Here is a 16779-nt window from a genome sequence, read left to right as displayed (position 1 = left end):
GTAATTATGTGACTCCTTCTTTCGTGTCAATACTTCTGCAACAGCTTCAATAACTTCTCGTCTAATTTATGACCGTGAAAATCGACATATTCCACGTCCTTGCGACCGGAATCAAGTATCCCGAAGTCTCCGCGAAAATTCCACAGTCCCCAGCCGATGCCGTGGGATGTCAAGATGTCTAACTGGTCATTAAACCAACTAAGGAATACCTCGTGTGGGGTTTCTTTGTAGCATCCGCATTCTCCGCAATGGACGCCTACGCCTTGCTTTACGAGATCAATCCAGGGTTGGTAGAACTTTTCCAATACTTCACGGTTAAATTCTTCTCCGTTAATCCTACCCGGCCATACAGGTGTTGGAGCATCATCCGGATTTTTCCAAACCCAACCTGCACGGTAATGAGAAACATAATGCGGATAATATCCCCGGCAACTTTGTCCGACAGGTAAATCCGTCAGTTCGGGAATAACCAATGCTCCGCCATGGTTCCCATCCGCCACGATCAACCTGTCCGGCGTTTGCCGGTGGATAACTTCGATACAGCCTCTCGCTACTTCCCGGTAGATTTCACCCGGGATGGGAGAGGATGGGGCATACTGGTCGTTCATATCCTCCTTATAACAAGGCTCGTTGACTAAATCAAAGCTTAGTTGATCGGAAGAAATATGCTTAAACCGCTTTGCCCACATATCCCAATGGGTATAAAAGGCTTGTTGTGCGTCTTTGTCTTTCCATAGGTTAAAGGGTTCCCGGAAACCTGCATTGATGCAAAATCCGGGTGCGCGGTGCAGGTTGAGGCTGACATGCAGACCGTATTTATTGGCTGCATAGACGGTTTTCTCTACTATTTCGATTGCCCTCTCGTTGAAATCAACGGTTTGTTCCGGCGAAATAGGAACTTCACTTGTCGGATCGTAGTTCAGATATCCCGGATAGGCCATTGGAAAACGAACAAAATCAAACCCCCAGTCGGCCATCCATTTAAAATCCTGTTCCGTTGCTGCCAGTTTCGAATCATCAAAATGTCTGGGAACGAAAAAGTCTAAAATATTAAACCCCCTCCAGCGTGGCAGGGGGGTTGTTGCTAATGTCTTTGAGAACGGTTGACTGCTCGTTAGCCATCCCGGATATGCGGCAACAGCCATGCCGGCGGCCGAAGTTTTTAAAAATTGTCTGCGGTTGATTTTATTTGTCATCTTCAGATATGATTTAAGTGTTGGACTTGTTTCTCCTAAAGATGTGTAAGATACATAGAAATTCTTATTCCTCTATAAATGAATCCCTAATCAGAACCGAAAATCCTCATCCTGTAAATAAACCACCTCCAGCGCCTTTTCATAGTTGGTGGACTTCTTTGAAAAGAAATCATGCTGGGTTGTCTCTACATTCAGACCGTTGAGGACGATGGCGTTGACTTCCTTGACTTCAAATTCCGGCGCGAAGCCGAGATTCATCAATGCTTTGTTCCCATTGTAACGGATATATTCTTTCACATCTGCAGAAAGACCAATCTCACTATAAACTTCATCGGTGTATTTTAGTTCATTTTCGTAAAGTTTATACATCAGCTGTTTGAGATTTTTTTCGACTCTTTTCTGCTCCTTTTCTGAAAACGTTGCAAATATTTCCTGCGCTAAAAGACCGACAAAGACCCCATGGATGGATTCATCGGCAATAATTTTTTTGATAATATCGCAACTGGCCACCATCTGTCCTTGTCCGGCCAACCAAAGAGGAAGAAAGAATCCGCTGTAGAAAAGAAAGGTTTCCAGCAATACCGATGAGGCCAAAGCCATGAACAAATCTTCCGGTGAAACCGACTTTTCATCTAATTTACGATAATACGAGTCGATGACATTCGCTTTGAGTTGAAGATGTTCATTCTCCTGTACCCACCGGAATATTTCATCAATCTCCGGACCGCTGGCTACGGTCGTAAAAATAGTCGAATAAGATTTGGCATGGATCGTTTCCATCATACACATATACGATAAAACGGACTTGTTTTGAAGACTGTCGATATGATCGATCACTTTCGGCATGCCGGTATGGCTTTGCAGTGTATCCAAGAGTGTCAGTCCTCCTAAGGCGCGTTTGTAAGCTGTGCGCATTTCCGGTTTTAAACCATTCCACGAGTCAATATCTTTGGAAGGAATATATTCCGTGTCAATCCAGAACTGTTTCAGGTTTTGTTCCCAGAACATTTCCACATAATCATTATCCGGTGTATTCCAGTTTACGGCTTTAAAATGTTTCATTTGGGTTATGTGTTTTTAGACAGAGCAAGAAAGACATTCGCTGATGACAGCCTTGCGTGTCCGGGTGTAATACAATGATTTCAGACCTAATTTGTAGGCATAGATATAATAACGTGCCAGGTCTCTGGTCGTATCGTTACTGTTGGTATAGAGTATGGTAGAGATCCCTTGATCTACGTGTTGCTGGATAACGGAAATAAGCTTCAGAACTTTCATCGGATCCATATCGTAGGCTGACTTATAAAAGAAATAATTCTCGTTCGTCAGATAAGGCATGGGGTAGTAGGTTGTGCTGTCGCCGTATTCTCTTACTTCGATGATATCTACTACCGGCATAACAGAAGCCGTAGAACTCATGATATAAGAAGTCGATTGATTCGGAGCAATAGCCATACGATAGGCGTGATATATCCCGTGTTCAGCCACCTGTTCTTTTAATTTTGCCCAGTCATCACGTGTAGGAACAGCTACTCCCTCAAAAAGAGCTCTGACTGTTTCCGTTTGAGGCAGATAGTCTTTATTTATATATTTCCTGAAATAAGATCCTTTGGCGTATTCAGACTGTTTGAAATCTTTGAATGTTTCTTTTCTATCTCTCGCTATCTCCATCGAGCGCTGCAGTGAATAAAAATTCACCATCATAAAGAAGACATTACAGAAGTCCAAGGCCTCTTCACTTTCATATGGTATGAAGTTTTTTGCCAGATAACCGTGCAGGTTCATGGCTCCTAAACCTACACTATGCAATTCCTGATTCGCTTTCTGGATAGAAGGGACAGCCGCAATATTACTCATGTCGGATACGGCAGTCAAGGAGTCCATCGCGGCAAAGACGGCTTCCCTTATCCGTTTATTGTCCATAACGGTAACAATATTGAGCGAACCCAGATTGCAGGAGATGCCTCGTTTTATTTCGTCCTCTTCACCGTAGGCACGAATTTCGGAGACTTCAGACAGTTGCATGATCTCCGTACACAAGTTCGAAAAGCGTATGTCTCCGATTCCCTTCAATGCATGTTCTTTATTTGCATTTCCTTTGAAGAAAAGATACGGATAGCCACTTTCTTTTTGCGTCTGTGCTATTTTTACCAATAGATGGCGTGGATTTAACCGCTTCTTACGTACAGCAGGATTGTCAACCAACTCCGAGTACATCTTGTTCATATCCATATCATCTAATGTCTTGCCGTAGGCCATAAATACGGTATGCGGATAAAAAACATAGAAAGGCTCGTCTTTTTCTGCCAGTTCCATGAACTTATCAGGAATAATCACACCGATTGACAACGATTTAATTCTGACTTTTTCGTCCACATTGATTTTCTTGCAATCTAAGAACTCTTCTATATCCGAATGAAATACATTCAGATAAACCGCTCCTGCGCCCGGCCTTTGACCTAATTGGTTGGCATACGAAAAAATGTCTTCCAGTATTTTCATCACAGGTAGTACACCTCCGGCGCGCCCCTCTACGCCTTTGATTGCCTCGTTTCGGGCTCTTAGTTTGGATATGTTCAAGGAAACTCCTCCTCCGATGGAGGATAACTTCATTGACTCGTCTATCGCGTAACCTATATTGTTAAGATTATCCCCTATTTCATCGAGAAAACACGAGACCAATTCGCCGGAACGAATCTTGCCTGCATTCAGGAAGGTAGGGGTTGCCGGCTGGTATTCCTGATTGATTAACAGCTCTGCGTATGTTAAAGCCTGATCAAGCTGTCCCTGCGCAAGAAAAAGAGAAATGCAAGCGACCCGATCTTCATAACGTTCCAAAAATTTCTCTCCTGAATCATCACGTAAAGCATAACTGTTGAAAAATTTGAATGCACTCATGAAAGAAGGAAAGCGGAATTTCTTTTTGTACGTGAGGTTAAATACCTGTTCGATATCTTCAAAACTATATTGCTCATAGAAATTGACATAGTATCTGTTTTCAATCAGATAGTCAATCTTCTCCTTCAATGTATAGAAGAAAACCGTGTTTTTGTTTACATAGTCTAAAAAGTAGGACTTAACTGCCTCTTTGTCTTTCTCCAACTGATAATCATCATTTTTTCTGACCATTATCTCATTGTTGAGCAAGATCCATTTTTTCGTAATCATTTGCTTATCTCTTCTATTCTGTTTATTAATGCCTGCACATCCTGGGGCAGACCGGACAATTCAAATTTAAGGAGTAGAGGTATGTGATATTGTTCGGCTATCTTATCTGCTGCTAAGCCGAATGACTTGCCCCAATTCATGTTTCCGCTCGAAGAAACACTCTTGATTTTCTCTCCGAAATCCTCCATAAAACGGAAGGTAGTGCGCGGAATATCTCCGAAATTAGTAGTGTAGGTAATTAAGTGTCCGGAACCTTGTGGAGTTATATCCTGTGAAATCTTTACAAAATGCCAATCCCTTTGTAACTTAATCTTTTGAATAAAACGCTCTACATTACCCGTACGACTATCATAATAGATGTACATGGCCTCACAACGATTAATTATTTGTAAACGAAATCAACTCTTTCAATTCATTGGGTTGAAAACCAATTGTCCTATATACTTCCTGTTCTTCATCTAATAAAATTACAGTCGGCACTGTTCTGACTTTATATTTCATTGCTAAATGAGGCTCGTCGAAAGGGTTCACTTTTTGATAATCCACACCATTGGTGTCTAAAAAATTAGAAACCATAACGCACGGGTTGCAATCTCTTTTTTCAAATTTTACTATTTTTTTCATTTTCGATTGATATTAGAATATACTATTAAGTGTAAAAAATAGAAAAGAATCTTACGATCCTTTTCTTATTATAACAACCTTTTGGGAAATTTGTTTTGATTATATATTATATAAGTTTCCCATTTTAACATATTGATTTTTGATAATATGTTTGAAAAACAATATATATAATGGTGTTTGTTAAATAATATAAATCTAAAAAGTTTTCCAAAAATAAAATTTGAGTCCACTATAAAAAGTACCTTTTTGCAATTTTACCCCCCCCTCTTTGAAGTATCTGTAGGGCGTTGATTTCTGATAAGATAGACTTTTCACAGTGGACTCAAATTTAAATATTAGAATCTGTTTTGAATGCATTCTCTATTTTTTTATACCTGATTTGGTGTTTGGCGAAACACATGAATACAAGACAAAAAGAAACTATTTTAACCATTTTGCTTACGCACTTTAAAAGCACTTAACCTCATTTTTCTTTCGTTTATATAGTTTCAAACCAATAAATATTCCATAATGACAAAGAAAGACCGTTTTTTCACCCAAAAAATAAAGGTTGTATTCCAAAAAATAAAGGTTATCTTTCGAAATATATCCTTTATCTTCAAAAAAGAGTAGCGCAATTTTGGTTTTTTTTCTTTTTACAAATCTTGAAAAAAACGGACATGCCGGATAATGCAATTTAAACAACGTCTCCCGAATTCTGCTCTTCAGGCACATACTTCGTTATTTTGTTAGAGAAGTCAGCCCAAAAAGCCTCTTTTGCGATCGGTATCAATCCGACATAAAAACAGGAGATTTGCCAACGTTTTGATTTTTTCAAACCAAGAGCTTCAAAAGTTTAACTATTCGGTATTTTCTAAAAAAACACTATGACTGATTTATTATAACAAAGGATATGCTGTCAGCATTAATATGGATTTCTTATTTCTTTCAGAATGAATTTAATATTTTCCTTCCGTTATTGACCATTTCATCGGCATTCTCCGGTGTTAGGTTTTCGTGAACGAACAAAGAAACGGCTTTGTTCAATTTGTCTAATTTGCTCTTTTGTCCTTTTTCCTGAAATTCTTTTCGAAGAAGACGGATCTTTTCAGCATCCTGAATGCCTTCTACTACACGTTCCCAACGAATACTGCTGCGTGGTCCGGGATAAATCTGATAACAGTCGCCGGCTGCCCATGTGCGGAAACGACTATCGTGAAGCGGATCGATCGTCCAACTGTTCCATGCCCAACGGAGGAATCCGTCGTAATTACCGGCTACGGCATGCCAGAATGTCCAGGATGCTTCTGCAGGAGGAGAAAACGTGAAAATGTTAGGAAGCGGTTCGGAACAGCAGGTGTAAACGGTGCTGATTTTTCCGCTCTTGGCTCTCTCTTCTCTTACGGCTTCAGGAAATGGAATGCCGTAGGCAACACAATAATCATATAAGTCGGCCTGGATTTCGTCATGATAAAGTCCGGCCAAAGCAATTTTAAAGTCCGGATCGGCTTTTTTAATCACCTTGATTGCTTCTTTCATATCTTCCAATTTCCGTTCATCCATCGAAATGGTCGTAATGTCGAACCAGCCTTTTGTTTTCAGGTGGCGGGCAAAATCTTTCAGGAAATTACCCCAATAATTTTCATAGACAACACTACCCGGTTTTGCCTCTACATATAATACCCTGTTTGTTGCCTGATCAATATAATCGAAGCTTAAAGCCCAAGGAATTAGTGTGTAGCAGTTGATTTGTTTTGTGATACCAATCTCATTCATCATGAACTCAACCCATTTGTCGAAAACCGTATAATCATACGACCAGGAACCGTCTATATGTTTGGTCTTGGCAACCATGCTATCAAAATGATCTTCCGTTTGTCCTGCCCAAGGCTTATGCATAATACTTGCCGTAATCACTTTCTGCCCTGCATTGGCCAGCATCTTCATGATCGGGCGCATAGCATCAAAATGCTCCTGACTCCATAGCGGCACGTCATAATAACGGGCAACAGAATATGGGTTTTGCCAGAAATCCACATGAAACTTCCAGTCTTCAGGTGCAGGTAGCGTATGATTCAGAACCTCCACGTTCAGTTGTAATCTCAACGGTTTAAAATTAGCACCTGAGACAGTCAGCGTACCGGTGTATTTTCCGGCTTTAGCGTCTTGAGGAATCCAGATATTTACCCATACCGGCTGCGTAGTGCAAGCATTAATATCTAATATCTTCACATTATCCAATATGTCGGCTACCATAGACGAATCCCAGTCGGCCTTATTCGGTCGATGTCCACATCCTGTTTTACCATCCTTGCTCAGTTCATCTGTCATAACATAACGCACAAATGAAGCCTCCGCCTCAGAAGCCGGAATCAGGTTCGAACCACTTTTAAGATCACTAACCGTAAGAACCGCATTTTTCAAATCCGTATTACTCCATACAACAGCCTGCGCATTTACCCGTTCCCCTTTCCATGCTTTAGCCTGCCAACGAGTCGTTTTGCTGACAGAAGGAACAGACAACTTAGGATAACGAATATCAGTACTGCCCCAACTGAACTGGGGAGTAGAAGGAAGTTTAGTCCAGACCTCTTCACTATCATGCGGTTTGGTGTCCTTCAGTTCGGTAAACTCATCCATAAGAATTCTGGAATTCTGGGCGGCAACGGTATAGCTAAAAGCAAATAGAGCGCAGAACAAAAGCGTCTTTTTCATGATTAGATATTTAATGTTATACATGTTTTCATGTCTGTTCCGGCAAATATAAGAGAAAAATAAGCAAATACTTGCTATCTTTGTGTTTTACAATGAGATTATGGTAAACGCAGAACACATATTAAAAGCGCATGGGCTCAAGAACACGGGATGTCGGAAGCATATCGTAAACGAATTGCTGACGAAAGGAGTGGCTCTTTCCGAACATGAGATCAAAGAGGTGTTGCCTGACTTGTTTGACCGTGTTACGTTCTATCGTTCGCTGAAGACGCTGGAGGAAAAAGGAATAATTCACCGCATAATATTACACGACGCATCCGTTAAGTATGCACTTAATGACAAACTTCTTTACCCGGAAGTGCATCCGCATTTTCATTGTACCGAATGCGATAACGTAACATGTTTAGATACGGATGTCAAATCGAATGTTTCAAGCCTTCCTCCTGGTTATAAGGTAAATGAAACACAGGTTTTGTATGAAGGAGTCTGCCCTAAGTGCCTTAAGAAGAAATAGCCGTATTATTTTCTGTCACTTATTTTTATACTGATACCCTTTATTTCCTGCCAGGCAGCCTGATTCGTTACGCGAATCATAAAGTGGTAATCACCTGTATCTATGTCTGCAGGAATTTCAATCGTTGCTGAGGCATTATACTTGGTTTGTCCCGAAGGAATGGAGAAGCTTTTGTTATAAACAAACGCATTTACGGGAGATTTTTTGTCTTCCAAATCGCAGGCAACATCATCAGTACTGTGCGAATGATGGTCGAAATTATTATGAATCTCCAGATTGTAATTGCCTAACTCCTGTTCATCACTGAATATGGCCTTAAACTCAAAACTCTCTCCTCTATATACCGTTACACAGTTCTTGGGAAATGCTTCTGCATAGTCCATGTCGATAGCAGGTTTACTGACCTGATCGTCATTATCGCTACCGCAACCACCTAAAAGGAGGAGCGCGGTAACGACTGATAGTACGATTCTATTCATACTTTTTTTGATTATTAATGTTCGTGATCACTATGTTCCGCTTCTGCATTTACAGAAAGCTCTGCTTCTGCGGTTGATGTTTGTCCCATTTCATCGGTTACTGTCAGGTGCAGATGATAATCTCCTTCAGGTGCATCTGCAGGAATATCTATATGTTCATGGAATGTTACGTTCTTTACGCCGACATATTTACTGTCGGTATAAGATTCTTCGATTTCATAGCTTCCGTCTTCCTGGTGAATCTCTACGTCAATTTGCTTTATTATTCCTTCCGCTGTGATTATTGCCTCCAAGTGCAAATCAGATCCGGGTGCAACGGCTTTGCTGTTTTCATGTCCTACTTCTTCAAGAGTAATCTCCGGTTTAGACGGGTCGTCGTTGTCGTCATCGCACGAGGTGAAGAAACTAAGGCAAAGACCTAAAAGGATCGTTACTCCTAAACTTATTTTTCTATTCATAATTTTAACAGAGTTATGGGCATATTGCCCGGTTGATACATTTGAATTGATTATATAATTGAGATCTCAAAATTTCATACCTATTAATAACGTAAAACTGCGCCCCGGTTCGGGAACTTCGATCAACCGATAATATCCCGTATGATCGTAATATCTTTTGTTGAGCAGATTTTGCCCCTGAAAATTGACCTGCATCAGTTGTTTTCCCAGCGTAAAGTCACATCCGACTGCTGCACTAAGAACCTGATAACCCGATGTTGTTTTCTCTGGCGGAACGATTCGGTTCTGTTTGCCGACTACCTTATAATCCATGGAAATATACCTGTTCTTGCCGATGCCGAGCTTATCCGGCATATATTTCAGTGAAAATGTAGTACTCCAAGGCGGAGAGAAAGGTAGCCCGTATCCCTTCTTATCACCCGAACGTTGCGAGGCGTACAAATATTCCGTAGTCACCCCGGCTTCTATCTCGTTTGTCAGTTTATAATTTGCTGTTCCTTCAAACCCATAGCGGATCACACGGTTCTGCACGTATTGATACATTTGCAAACCTTCATAATAATCCGGAGTAGGACTGAGATAGATATAATTAGGGAAATAATTCAGATAAGGCTCCAAAAGAAGAGCAATACGTCCGTTATCCCAGTTCACCCCGGCGTCAATTTGATAAGATTCCTCCGATGAAAGCGTGCTTTCTCCTTTTTCATAGCGAAAGATATGATAATTGATCCCGTCTGAACTTAGCTCCTTTGCAATAGGTGCGCGGTAGCTTTTACCTATATTTCCCTTGAACGACCAATAACCTGAAGTGTAATTCAGACCGGCAGACCAAGTCAGACTATTGAACGAGCGGTTCAAGGCTAACGACCTCTTCTTATAAAGTGAATCTTCGCTTTCAACAGGTGTTTTGAACCAGTCATTGTATGCTTCGGTCTTTACTGTAGTACGATCAAACCGAAGGCCGGCGCTTAAAATCAATTTTTCTGTCAGATGAAATCGGTCATACGCAAATAAACCAAAAGAGGACGTGCGAAAATCCGGAATAATAAAACCCCAACCCGCTCTGCGATTATCCTGATGTTCCCCGCTTATACCCACAGTAGCCTCATGAGCTTCTGCCGGAGAAAAATGTAGATCCACAGCGCTGGAGTAGGTATCCTTATCAAACTTTCGCTCCAGATTATCCGGAGGAATCGGCATATAGCCATGCGATACCGCTTCGGCAAACTCTTTCCTTAAATTATTCTGATAGGCAAATCTCCCCTCCAAACGACTATTGCCAAGATAAACGGTGGTAAGATTGGCCACTTTAAAATGGTTTACGTCATGATACGGCAGATCCACATCACGCGAGGAATGATCATAATCAATATCTGATACTCGTATTTCCAATCCATGTGCATTGGCAAAAAAACCACTTTTGGCATAAACATTATCTATGTAGAAAGCAGTCCGGTATTTCTCACCCTGCCATCCAAGAGTGATACTTCCGTTTCGCTCTTTCCCGGCCGTATTACGCAGTCGTTTATCCTTCAGTCGGAAATAATAAGAATAATACTGAATACTATCTGCCGGCACTTTGTAATCTCCATAGTCTATCCACGTTAGATTAGCCCGATAAAAGAAATGCTTTTCGCGTCCTTGCAAATTGGCTGATATTCCGATGGACTCATTGTTCGTACGGGTAAAAAGTTCGACTTCACCTTCCAAACGCTCGATCGGCAAGGAGTTGTTTTTCAGGTTTATTACTCCTCCGATTGCATCTGAGCCATACATTAACGATGCCGGCCCCTTTATTACCTCTACTCCGTCAACCGCAAACTGATTAATCTCCAATCCGTGATCTTCTCCCCATTGTTGACCTTCATGCTTGATTCCATTTTCAGCCACAACCAAACGGTTAAATCCCATCCCCCGAATGGTCGGTTTGGATTGTCCCGAGCCAATAGACATGGCCTTGACACCGGGAATATGTTCCAATGTCTGCATTAAACTTCCCGACAAATTCTCTCGCATAAAGGAACGATTCACCTGTGTAACATTTAATGAGTTTCGCATACGGATAGCAGATTGACTACTACCTTTTACAACAACTTCATTTAACTGTATGCTGTCTTGCACCTGTTGGGCGAAAGAGGGAGCAAAAAAACAAGTACAGACCAGAAGGAGTAAAATATATTTCATCTGTTTTTTTAGCTTTGAGTACTACAAACCACTTCGTGTTTGTTTGGATTCTTTGATAAAAGAATATGCAAATGTAGCAACATTTTTGTAAATGCAACACTGCTGCATTATATAATTCTTTATATTTGCCCAAAACTTTATTCTTATGGAGTATGTACTTGTTACAAGAGGACTGATTTTTTCATACGAAAATGGTACAAGTTTTGATTTTCCTGACATCGATTGTGAAAAGGGGAGACACCTGCTTATCATGGGGCCTTCAGGTTGCGGAAAAACGACATTGCTGCATTTGTTGGCCGGATTACTGAATCCATCTTCCGGTTCGGTCACGATAGCCGGAACAGATATTACGAAATTGCACGAAAGTCTTTTGGATAAATACAGAGGAAAAGAAATCGGAGTGGTCTTTCAAAAGCCTCATTTCGTACAAGCCCTTTCTGTAATTGATAATATTCGTTTAGTGCCTTACCTGAACCATAAAACGATTTCCGACCAAACAATAAAAGATATATTGCAACGACTAAATCTGGCAGATAAATGTGATGAAAGAGTGAACCGACTTAGTGAAGGCGAAAAACAAAGATTATCTATCGCCCGTGCAATGATCAATAATCCCGTATTAATTCTGGCAGACGAACCCACATCAAGTCTGGATGACAATAATTGTGAAGAGTCGCTCAAACTCTTAAAGTCGCAAGCCGAAATTACCGGTGCAAGTCTTATTATTGTAACGCATGACAAACGTCTCTTAGGTCATTTCCAAAACATCATTACATTATAAGTATGAATTTATTTCAGTTAGCATTCAAACAGATCAAATCGAAGCCACTCTCTTCGATACTTAATATTTTATTATTTACTTCCGGCATTGCGATTATCTCTCTATTGCTTTTGCTGAGAGATGGCTTTGAAGAACAGATGGAACGCAATGCGAAAGGGGTTGATTTGGTAGTCGGGGCTAAAGGTAGTCCTTTGCAACTTATCCTCTCCGGTATATATCATGTGGATTATCCCACAGGAAACATTTCCTATAAAGAAGCGTTGAAACTATCCGGGAATCCACTGATTAAGGAGGCAATTCCGCAGGCATTCGGAGATAATTACGAAGGTTATCGTATTGTAGGAACCACCGAAGAATACGTGAAACATTACAATGGAGAGCTGAGTGAAGGCAGATTATGGAACAAAGCATTCGATGCCGTTATCGGAGCGAAAGTAGCCCGACAGACAGGACTACAAATAAACGATACCTTTGCCGGAGTACACGGACTGATAGAAGGAGCCGGGCATTCACACGATGATAACAAATACAGAGTAACCGGCATTCTTTCAGAAACAGGGACGGTTTTGGATCAATTAGTCCTCACAAGCATAGAAAGCGTCTGGGAAATACATAGCCATCACGAACATGATCACGGTGAATCCGAAGAGCACGATCATGAACATGAAGCAGGCCATCATCATGACTCTGAAGAACATGATCACGAACACGATCACGAGGCAGACAGAGAAATCACCTCCCTGCTTATTTCTTATAAAAACCCGATGGGCGCAATTACCTTACCTCGTATGATTAACCAATCAACCAATATGCAGGCTGCCTCACCCGCACAGGAAATTAACCGCCTCTATTCCTTACTTGGCGTAGGCATCGAAACACTGAATCTGATCGCTCTTTTCATTATCCTTATATCCGCTTTCAGCATCTTTATTTCTCTGCTTAATTCATTGAAAGAGCGCAAATATGAACTGGCGTTGATGCGGGTAATGGGGGGAAGTTCATTGCGGTTATTCTCCATGGTTATTATTGAGGGTATAAGCTATGCAGTGATCGGATATCTGGGCGGATTTCTATTCAGCCGCACGGGGATGTGGCTACTTTCAATCTATGCGGAAAATAATTTCCATTACGATTTAAGTCAATGGATAAGCCTATGGGACATATATTTATTATCTTTGTCGCTCTTAATCGGTATTTTGGCTGCATTTATACCGGCATTAAAAGCAATGAAGACGGATATATCTAAAACATTAAGCGAATGAAAACGCGCTTCGTACTTTTATTTTTATTTATTGTTATTGCGCTTCAGGCGCAGCAACCGGTTACCTGGCAGCAACTGGCAGAAATAAAATGGAAAACAGCCTATGATCCGACGAATCAGTTTTATTATGATATTCCCCAACATAGTAAGACTATCAAAAAACTGAATAAACAAGAAATTACTATACAGGGATTCTATGTGCCGATTGATGCTGAAGGGAAATACTTTGCACTTTCTGCAACTCCCTCTTCCATGTGTTTCTTTTGCAGTATGGGAGGGATTGAAACGGTGATGGAAATTATCGTTAAGAAAGGGCACACAGACCTGAAGCGGATTAAAACGGATAAATACATTGAATTAAAAGGTCGTTTTGTATTAAATATGAACTATAACGAACACTTGATGTATATGTTGGAAGATGCAGAACTTGTGAAAGTCTTGAAATGAAAGTTGTACACAGTCATTTGAGAAGAATCGGTTCAGGAATTTTATTCCTGAGCATCTTTGTATTTTACTATACAGGGATAACATTTTTCCCTCATGTCCATAGGTATGGTCATGAAATACTTGTTCACTCCCATCCATATAAGAAGGACTGTAATGGCAACCCCAATCATACACATACGAATGTAGAGATAATACTCATTGCAGGATTGTCTAATTTCACTACAACAGCAATTGTCCTGTCTGCTCTGATGGGCATTCTGAGTGTTGTTTTATATCGTAATCCCTACGTACATGTTGCCAATGCGGTTTCATTAGGTAACTATAAGAAACTATTCAATTTACGTTCTCCTCCTGTCTTTTCTATTCTTTAATTCTTATTTAAACTAAAACAAAATTCAAGGATATGGTATGTCCGGTAGGATAGCTATATCTATTCGTATAACAAATTATAATTCAAATATGAGATCATATTTCTTTATTATACTTTGTCTGCTTTTTTCATATGGATTAAAAGCAGACGATACAACTCCTGTTGTGCCGACAGATGCAAATATATTTGGCCATGTGACCGATAAAAAAAGTGGAGAACATCTTCCGTATATTAATATTGTACTTAAAAACACCACCATTGGAACAACAACCGATGCAACCGGTCATTTTGTTCTGAAAAATTTGCCTGAAGGAAAATTTACAATCATTGCAACCAGTCTTGGATACGTGCCTGTTGAAAAAACAGTCGAGGTTAAGAAGAATAAAACAATCGAAGTTAATTTTATTCTTGAAGAGGATGCTCTTAATCTTAATGAAGTGGTGGTGACAGCCGGACGTACTGTTCAGAAACGAATAGAAGCCCCCGTGATTGTAAATACGATTAATTCGAAAAGTCTGACAACGACTCAATCTACTGTTTTGGGAGAAGGGTTGAATTATTGTACAGGCTTACGTTATGAAAATGATTGTCAGAATTGTGGATTCTCGCAGATTCGTATGAATGGACTGGAAGGGCCGTATTCACAAATCCTGATTAATAGCCGTCCCATTTTTAGCGGGCTTGCCGGAGTTTACGGATTGGAACTGATTCCCGCAAATATGCTCGACCGTATTGAAGTGGTTCGTGGAGGAGGTTCTGTACTCTATGGATCAAATGCTATAGCCGGGACAGTCAATCTAATATTAAAAGACCCGACTGTCAATTCGTTTGAAGCGGGTTATAGTGCTTCACTTATCGGAATAGGTATCAGTGAATCTAATGGACCAGCCGCAGATCATAATGCGTCATTCAATGCGTCATTGGTTACCGATGACCACAGAACAGGGATTGCCGTGTTCGGAAATATGCGTGACCGCAAAATGTATGACCATAATGGGGATGATTTCTCTGAAATAGCACCTATGAAAAATACAGTGATAGGTACGCGTTTATTCCATCGTCCGTCTTACCGGAATAAGATAAGTCTTAACTTCTTCAATATCCGCGAGAGTCGTGACGGAGGAAATATGCAGGATCGTCCGCTACATGAACGAGAAGTTGCTGAAGCAGTACGACATGATATGTTGGTTGGGGATCTTACTTTTGAACAATATCTAAGGGAGAGCGATATCCTTTCTGTTTTTGCCTCCGGACAATATCTGAACCGCGATTCGTACTACGGTGCAAATCAGTCCTTGAGTGATTACGGAAATACGAAAGACAAAACTTACAATATTGGAGCTCAATACAAAGCAATCTTAGGGATCTCTTCATTAATCGGAGGTATAGAACATACAGGATCTTATCTGAAAGATAAGAAATTAGGCTACCCTGATTACGATAATGCACAGATAGAAGACGGAAAGATAATTTCTGTTCCGCATATACCGAATACAGTCGTCTCAGACCAATCATTACTTACTTCCGGTGCTTTTGCTCAGTATGAAATTAAATATGGCAGAGCAAAATTTCTGGCAGGCGCACGTATAGAACATTATTCTATCGACAATAAACAGGCAGAGGGCAATGATAAATCAGGCAATGTCTTTATTCCTCGTGCAAGCATTATGTATGACCTTACCCCTTATCTGCAAACACGTATTGGCGTATCACGGGGATATCGCGCACCTCAGATCTTTGATGAAGACCTGCATATAGAGACATCAGGCTCTCGTCAGGTGATTAATAAGAATGCCCCCGATCTGGAGCGTGAGAATAGTACAAGCTATACGGTTTCGTTTGACTATAATAATATGATCGGTTCGGTAAATACGGGCATTTTAGTGGAAGGGTTTTATACGAAGCTACATAATCCGTTCCGGAATGAAATAGGTGAACCGGATGAAAACGGGACAGTAATTTACACGCGTGTTAACTCTAAAAACGGAGCAACAGTACAAGGCGTCAACGTAGAGTTAAAACTCTATCCTACGCACAAACTATTTTTTAACCTTGGTTTCACGGCTCAATCAAGCAGATACAAAGAGGGAGATGAAAATTTCAATGAGAAGAAATTTTTCCGTACTCCGGAGACTTACGGTTTCTTTACTGCAGACTGGACTTTTTCGCGTAAATTCGGATTGTCTGTAACCGGGAACTATACCGGAAAAATGTTAGTCCCTTATTTTGGCGCGGAACTTCCTGAAGGAGAACTTCGTGATGCCGGAGAGCTTCGTAGATCAGATGCTTTTTTTGATGCCGGCTTAAAACTGCATTATAATATGCCGGTAGGAAAAGGAGTAACGATGCAATGGTATGGAGGTGTGAAAAATCTTTTCAACTCATTCCAGAATGATTTTGACAAAGGTATAGATCGAGACCCGGCTTATGTCTATGGACCCGGCTTACCGCGTACCTTATTTATCGGTGTTAAAATCGGTAACTTGTTGTAGGAGCAAGGTTTTTTTTAGTCAATTAATGTGTAAAACGGGATAAATACCTACATATAGGTATCTGTCCCGTTTTGTACATACCAATCTGTTGGTATTGTGTAACCTCTTGAT

The 16779-nt window shown here is 40.6% G+C and carries 15 protein-coding genes; 6 read left to right on the top strand and 9 right to left on the bottom strand.

The genetic code is table 11. From position 1 onward, the window contains the following. Positions 1 to 26: 26 nt before the first annotated feature. The 6 genes from PHT93_RS03950 to PHT93_RS03925 form a co-directional block, all read right to left on the bottom strand. Positions 27 to 1196, bottom strand: coding sequence for a cellulase family glycosylhydrolase (locus PHT93_RS03950; protein WP_300239739.1), 1170 nt, complete (start codon positions 1194 to 1196; stop codon positions 27 to 29). Between the two features lie 90 nt (positions 1197 to 1286). After that, positions 1287 to 2258, bottom strand: coding sequence for a class 1b ribonucleoside-diphosphate reductase subunit beta (gene nrdF / locus PHT93_RS03945; protein ID WP_300239736.1), 972 nt, complete (start codon positions 2256 to 2258; stop codon positions 1287 to 1289). A 15-nt stretch (positions 2259 to 2273) separates the two neighbouring features. After that, complete coding sequence (nrdE, locus tag PHT93_RS03940) at positions 2274 to 4364, bottom strand: class 1b ribonucleoside-diphosphate reductase subunit alpha (RefSeq protein WP_300239734.1); 2091 nt, start codon at positions 4362 to 4364, stop codon at positions 2274 to 2276. Further along, the gene (nrdI, locus tag PHT93_RS03935) at positions 4361 to 4729 is read right to left on the bottom strand and encodes a class Ib ribonucleoside-diphosphate reductase assembly flavoprotein NrdI (protein WP_300239732.1); all 369 of its coding nucleotides are present in this window, start codon (positions 4727 to 4729) and stop codon (positions 4361 to 4363) included. The genes nrdE and nrdI overlap by 4 nt, the downstream gene beginning before the upstream one ends. A gap of 13 nt (positions 4730 to 4742) precedes the next feature. Beyond that, positions 4743 to 4988 carry a glutaredoxin domain-containing protein gene (locus tag PHT93_RS03930; RefSeq protein WP_300239729.1) on the bottom strand — a complete coding sequence of 82 codons (246 nt, stop codon included), beginning with the start codon at positions 4986 to 4988 and terminating at the stop codon, positions 4743 to 4745. 927 nt (positions 4989 to 5915) lie between these two features. Next, complete coding sequence (locus PHT93_RS03925) at positions 5916 to 7682, bottom strand: glycoside hydrolase domain-containing protein (protein ID WP_300239727.1); 1767 nt, start codon at positions 7680 to 7682, stop codon at positions 5916 to 5918. A 100-nt stretch (positions 7683 to 7782) separates the two neighbouring features. Here PHT93_RS03925 and PHT93_RS03920 point away from each other — a divergent pair, with 100 nt between their 5' ends. Further along, a complete protein-coding gene (locus PHT93_RS03920; RefSeq protein WP_300239724.1) occupies positions 7783 to 8196 on the top strand; it encodes a transcriptional repressor in 414 nt (137 codons plus the stop codon). A gap of 5 nt (positions 8197 to 8201) precedes the next feature. Here the strand turns inward: PHT93_RS03920 and PHT93_RS03915 are convergent, their stop codons facing one another. The 3 genes from PHT93_RS03915 to PHT93_RS03905 form a co-directional block, all read right to left on the bottom strand. Then, positions 8202 to 8675, bottom strand: a complete 474-nt coding sequence (locus PHT93_RS03915; RefSeq protein ID WP_300239722.1) for a DUF4625 domain-containing protein — start codon at positions 8673 to 8675, stop codon at positions 8202 to 8204. A gap of 14 nt (positions 8676 to 8689) precedes the next feature. Next, the gene (locus tag PHT93_RS03910; protein ID WP_300239719.1) at positions 8690 to 9133 is read right to left on the bottom strand and encodes a DUF4625 domain-containing protein; all 444 of its coding nucleotides are present in this window, start codon (positions 9131 to 9133) and stop codon (positions 8690 to 8692) included. Positions 9134 to 9199: 66 nt separating this feature from the next. Beyond that, positions 9200 to 11317, bottom strand: a complete 2118-nt coding sequence (locus tag PHT93_RS03905; RefSeq protein ID WP_300239716.1) for a TonB-dependent receptor — start codon at positions 11315 to 11317, stop codon at positions 9200 to 9202. A gap of 145 nt (positions 11318 to 11462) precedes the next feature. On the opposite strand from PHT93_RS03905, the gene PHT93_RS03900 reads away from it, so the two are divergent. The 5 genes from PHT93_RS03900 to PHT93_RS03880 all read left to right on the top strand — a co-directional run bounded on the left by PHT93_RS03900 (position 11463) and on the right by PHT93_RS03880 (position 16668). Beyond that, positions 11463 to 12098: an ATP-binding cassette domain-containing protein gene (locus tag PHT93_RS03900; RefSeq protein ID WP_300239713.1), complete on the top strand. Its 636-nt coding sequence runs from the start codon at positions 11463 to 11465 to the stop codon at positions 12096 to 12098. 2 nt (positions 12099 to 12100) lie between these two features. Then, positions 12101 to 13360, top strand: a complete 1260-nt coding sequence (locus tag PHT93_RS03895) for an ABC transporter permease (RefSeq protein WP_300239710.1) — start codon at positions 12101 to 12103, stop codon at positions 13358 to 13360. Continuing rightward, positions 13357 to 13806, top strand: a complete 450-nt coding sequence (locus PHT93_RS03890) for a hypothetical protein (protein WP_300239707.1) — start codon at positions 13357 to 13359, stop codon at positions 13804 to 13806. The genes PHT93_RS03895 and PHT93_RS03890 overlap by 4 nt, the downstream gene beginning before the upstream one ends. Next, positions 13803 to 14177, top strand: coding sequence for a hypothetical protein (locus PHT93_RS03885; protein WP_300239705.1), 375 nt, complete (start codon positions 13803 to 13805; stop codon positions 14175 to 14177). Before PHT93_RS03890 ends, PHT93_RS03885 begins: the two co-directional genes overlap by 4 nt. Before the next feature lie 88 nt (positions 14178 to 14265). Then, on the top strand, positions 14266 to 16668 hold the full coding sequence (locus PHT93_RS03880; protein ID WP_300239703.1) for a TonB-dependent receptor: 2403 nt from the start codon (positions 14266 to 14268) through the stop codon (positions 16666 to 16668). The last annotated feature ends 111 nt before the right edge of the window (positions 16669 to 16779 follow it).

Origin of the sequence: Massilibacteroides sp., from assembly GCF_028705895.1 — a bacterium.
GTDB lineage: Bacteria > Bacteroidota > Bacteroidia > Bacteroidales > Tannerellaceae > Massilibacteroides.
This window is presented reverse-complemented; position numbering and strand designations above follow the sequence as displayed.

Coding starts and splice junctions, on each gene's coding strand:
- PHT93_RS03950 (WP_300239739.1), bottom strand. CDS start 1,196: ATGACAAATAAAATCAACCGCAGACAATTTTTAAAAACTTCGGCCGCC.
- nrdF (WP_300239736.1), bottom strand. CDS start 2,258: ATGAAACATTTTAAAGCCGTAAACTGGAATACACCGGATAATGATTAT.
- nrdE (WP_300239734.1), bottom strand. CDS start 4,364: ATGATTACGAAAAAATGGATCTTGCTCAACAATGAGATAATGGTCAGA.
- nrdI (WP_300239732.1), bottom strand. CDS start 4,729: ATGTACATCTATTATGATAGTCGTACGGGTAATGTAGAGCGTTTTATT.
- PHT93_RS03930 (WP_300239729.1), bottom strand. CDS start 4,988: ATGAAAAAAATAGTAAAATTTGAAAAAAGAGATTGCAACCCGTGCGTT.
- PHT93_RS03925 (WP_300239727.1), bottom strand. CDS start 7,682: ATGAAAAAGACGCTTTTGTTCTGCGCTCTATTTGCTTTTAGCTATACC.
- PHT93_RS03920 (WP_300239724.1), top strand. CDS start 7,783: ATGGTAAACGCAGAACACATATTAAAAGCGCATGGGCTCAAGAACACG.
- PHT93_RS03915 (WP_300239722.1), bottom strand. CDS start 8,675: ATGAATAGAATCGTACTATCAGTCGTTACCGCGCTCCTCCTTTTAGGT.
- PHT93_RS03910 (WP_300239719.1), bottom strand. CDS start 9,133: ATGAATAGAAAAATAAGTTTAGGAGTAACGATCCTTTTAGGTCTTTGC.
- PHT93_RS03905 (WP_300239716.1), bottom strand. CDS start 11,317: ATGAAATATATTTTACTCCTTCTGGTCTGTACTTGTTTTTTTGCTCCC.
- PHT93_RS03900 (WP_300239713.1), top strand. CDS start 11,463: ATGGAGTATGTACTTGTTACAAGAGGACTGATTTTTTCATACGAAAAT.
- PHT93_RS03895 (WP_300239710.1), top strand. CDS start 12,101: ATGAATTTATTTCAGTTAGCATTCAAACAGATCAAATCGAAGCCACTC.
- PHT93_RS03890 (WP_300239707.1), top strand. CDS start 13,357: ATGAAAACGCGCTTCGTACTTTTATTTTTATTTATTGTTATTGCGCTT.
- PHT93_RS03885 (WP_300239705.1), top strand. CDS start 13,803: ATGAAAGTTGTACACAGTCATTTGAGAAGAATCGGTTCAGGAATTTTA.
- PHT93_RS03880 (WP_300239703.1), top strand. CDS start 14,266: ATGAGATCATATTTCTTTATTATACTTTGTCTGCTTTTTTCATATGGA.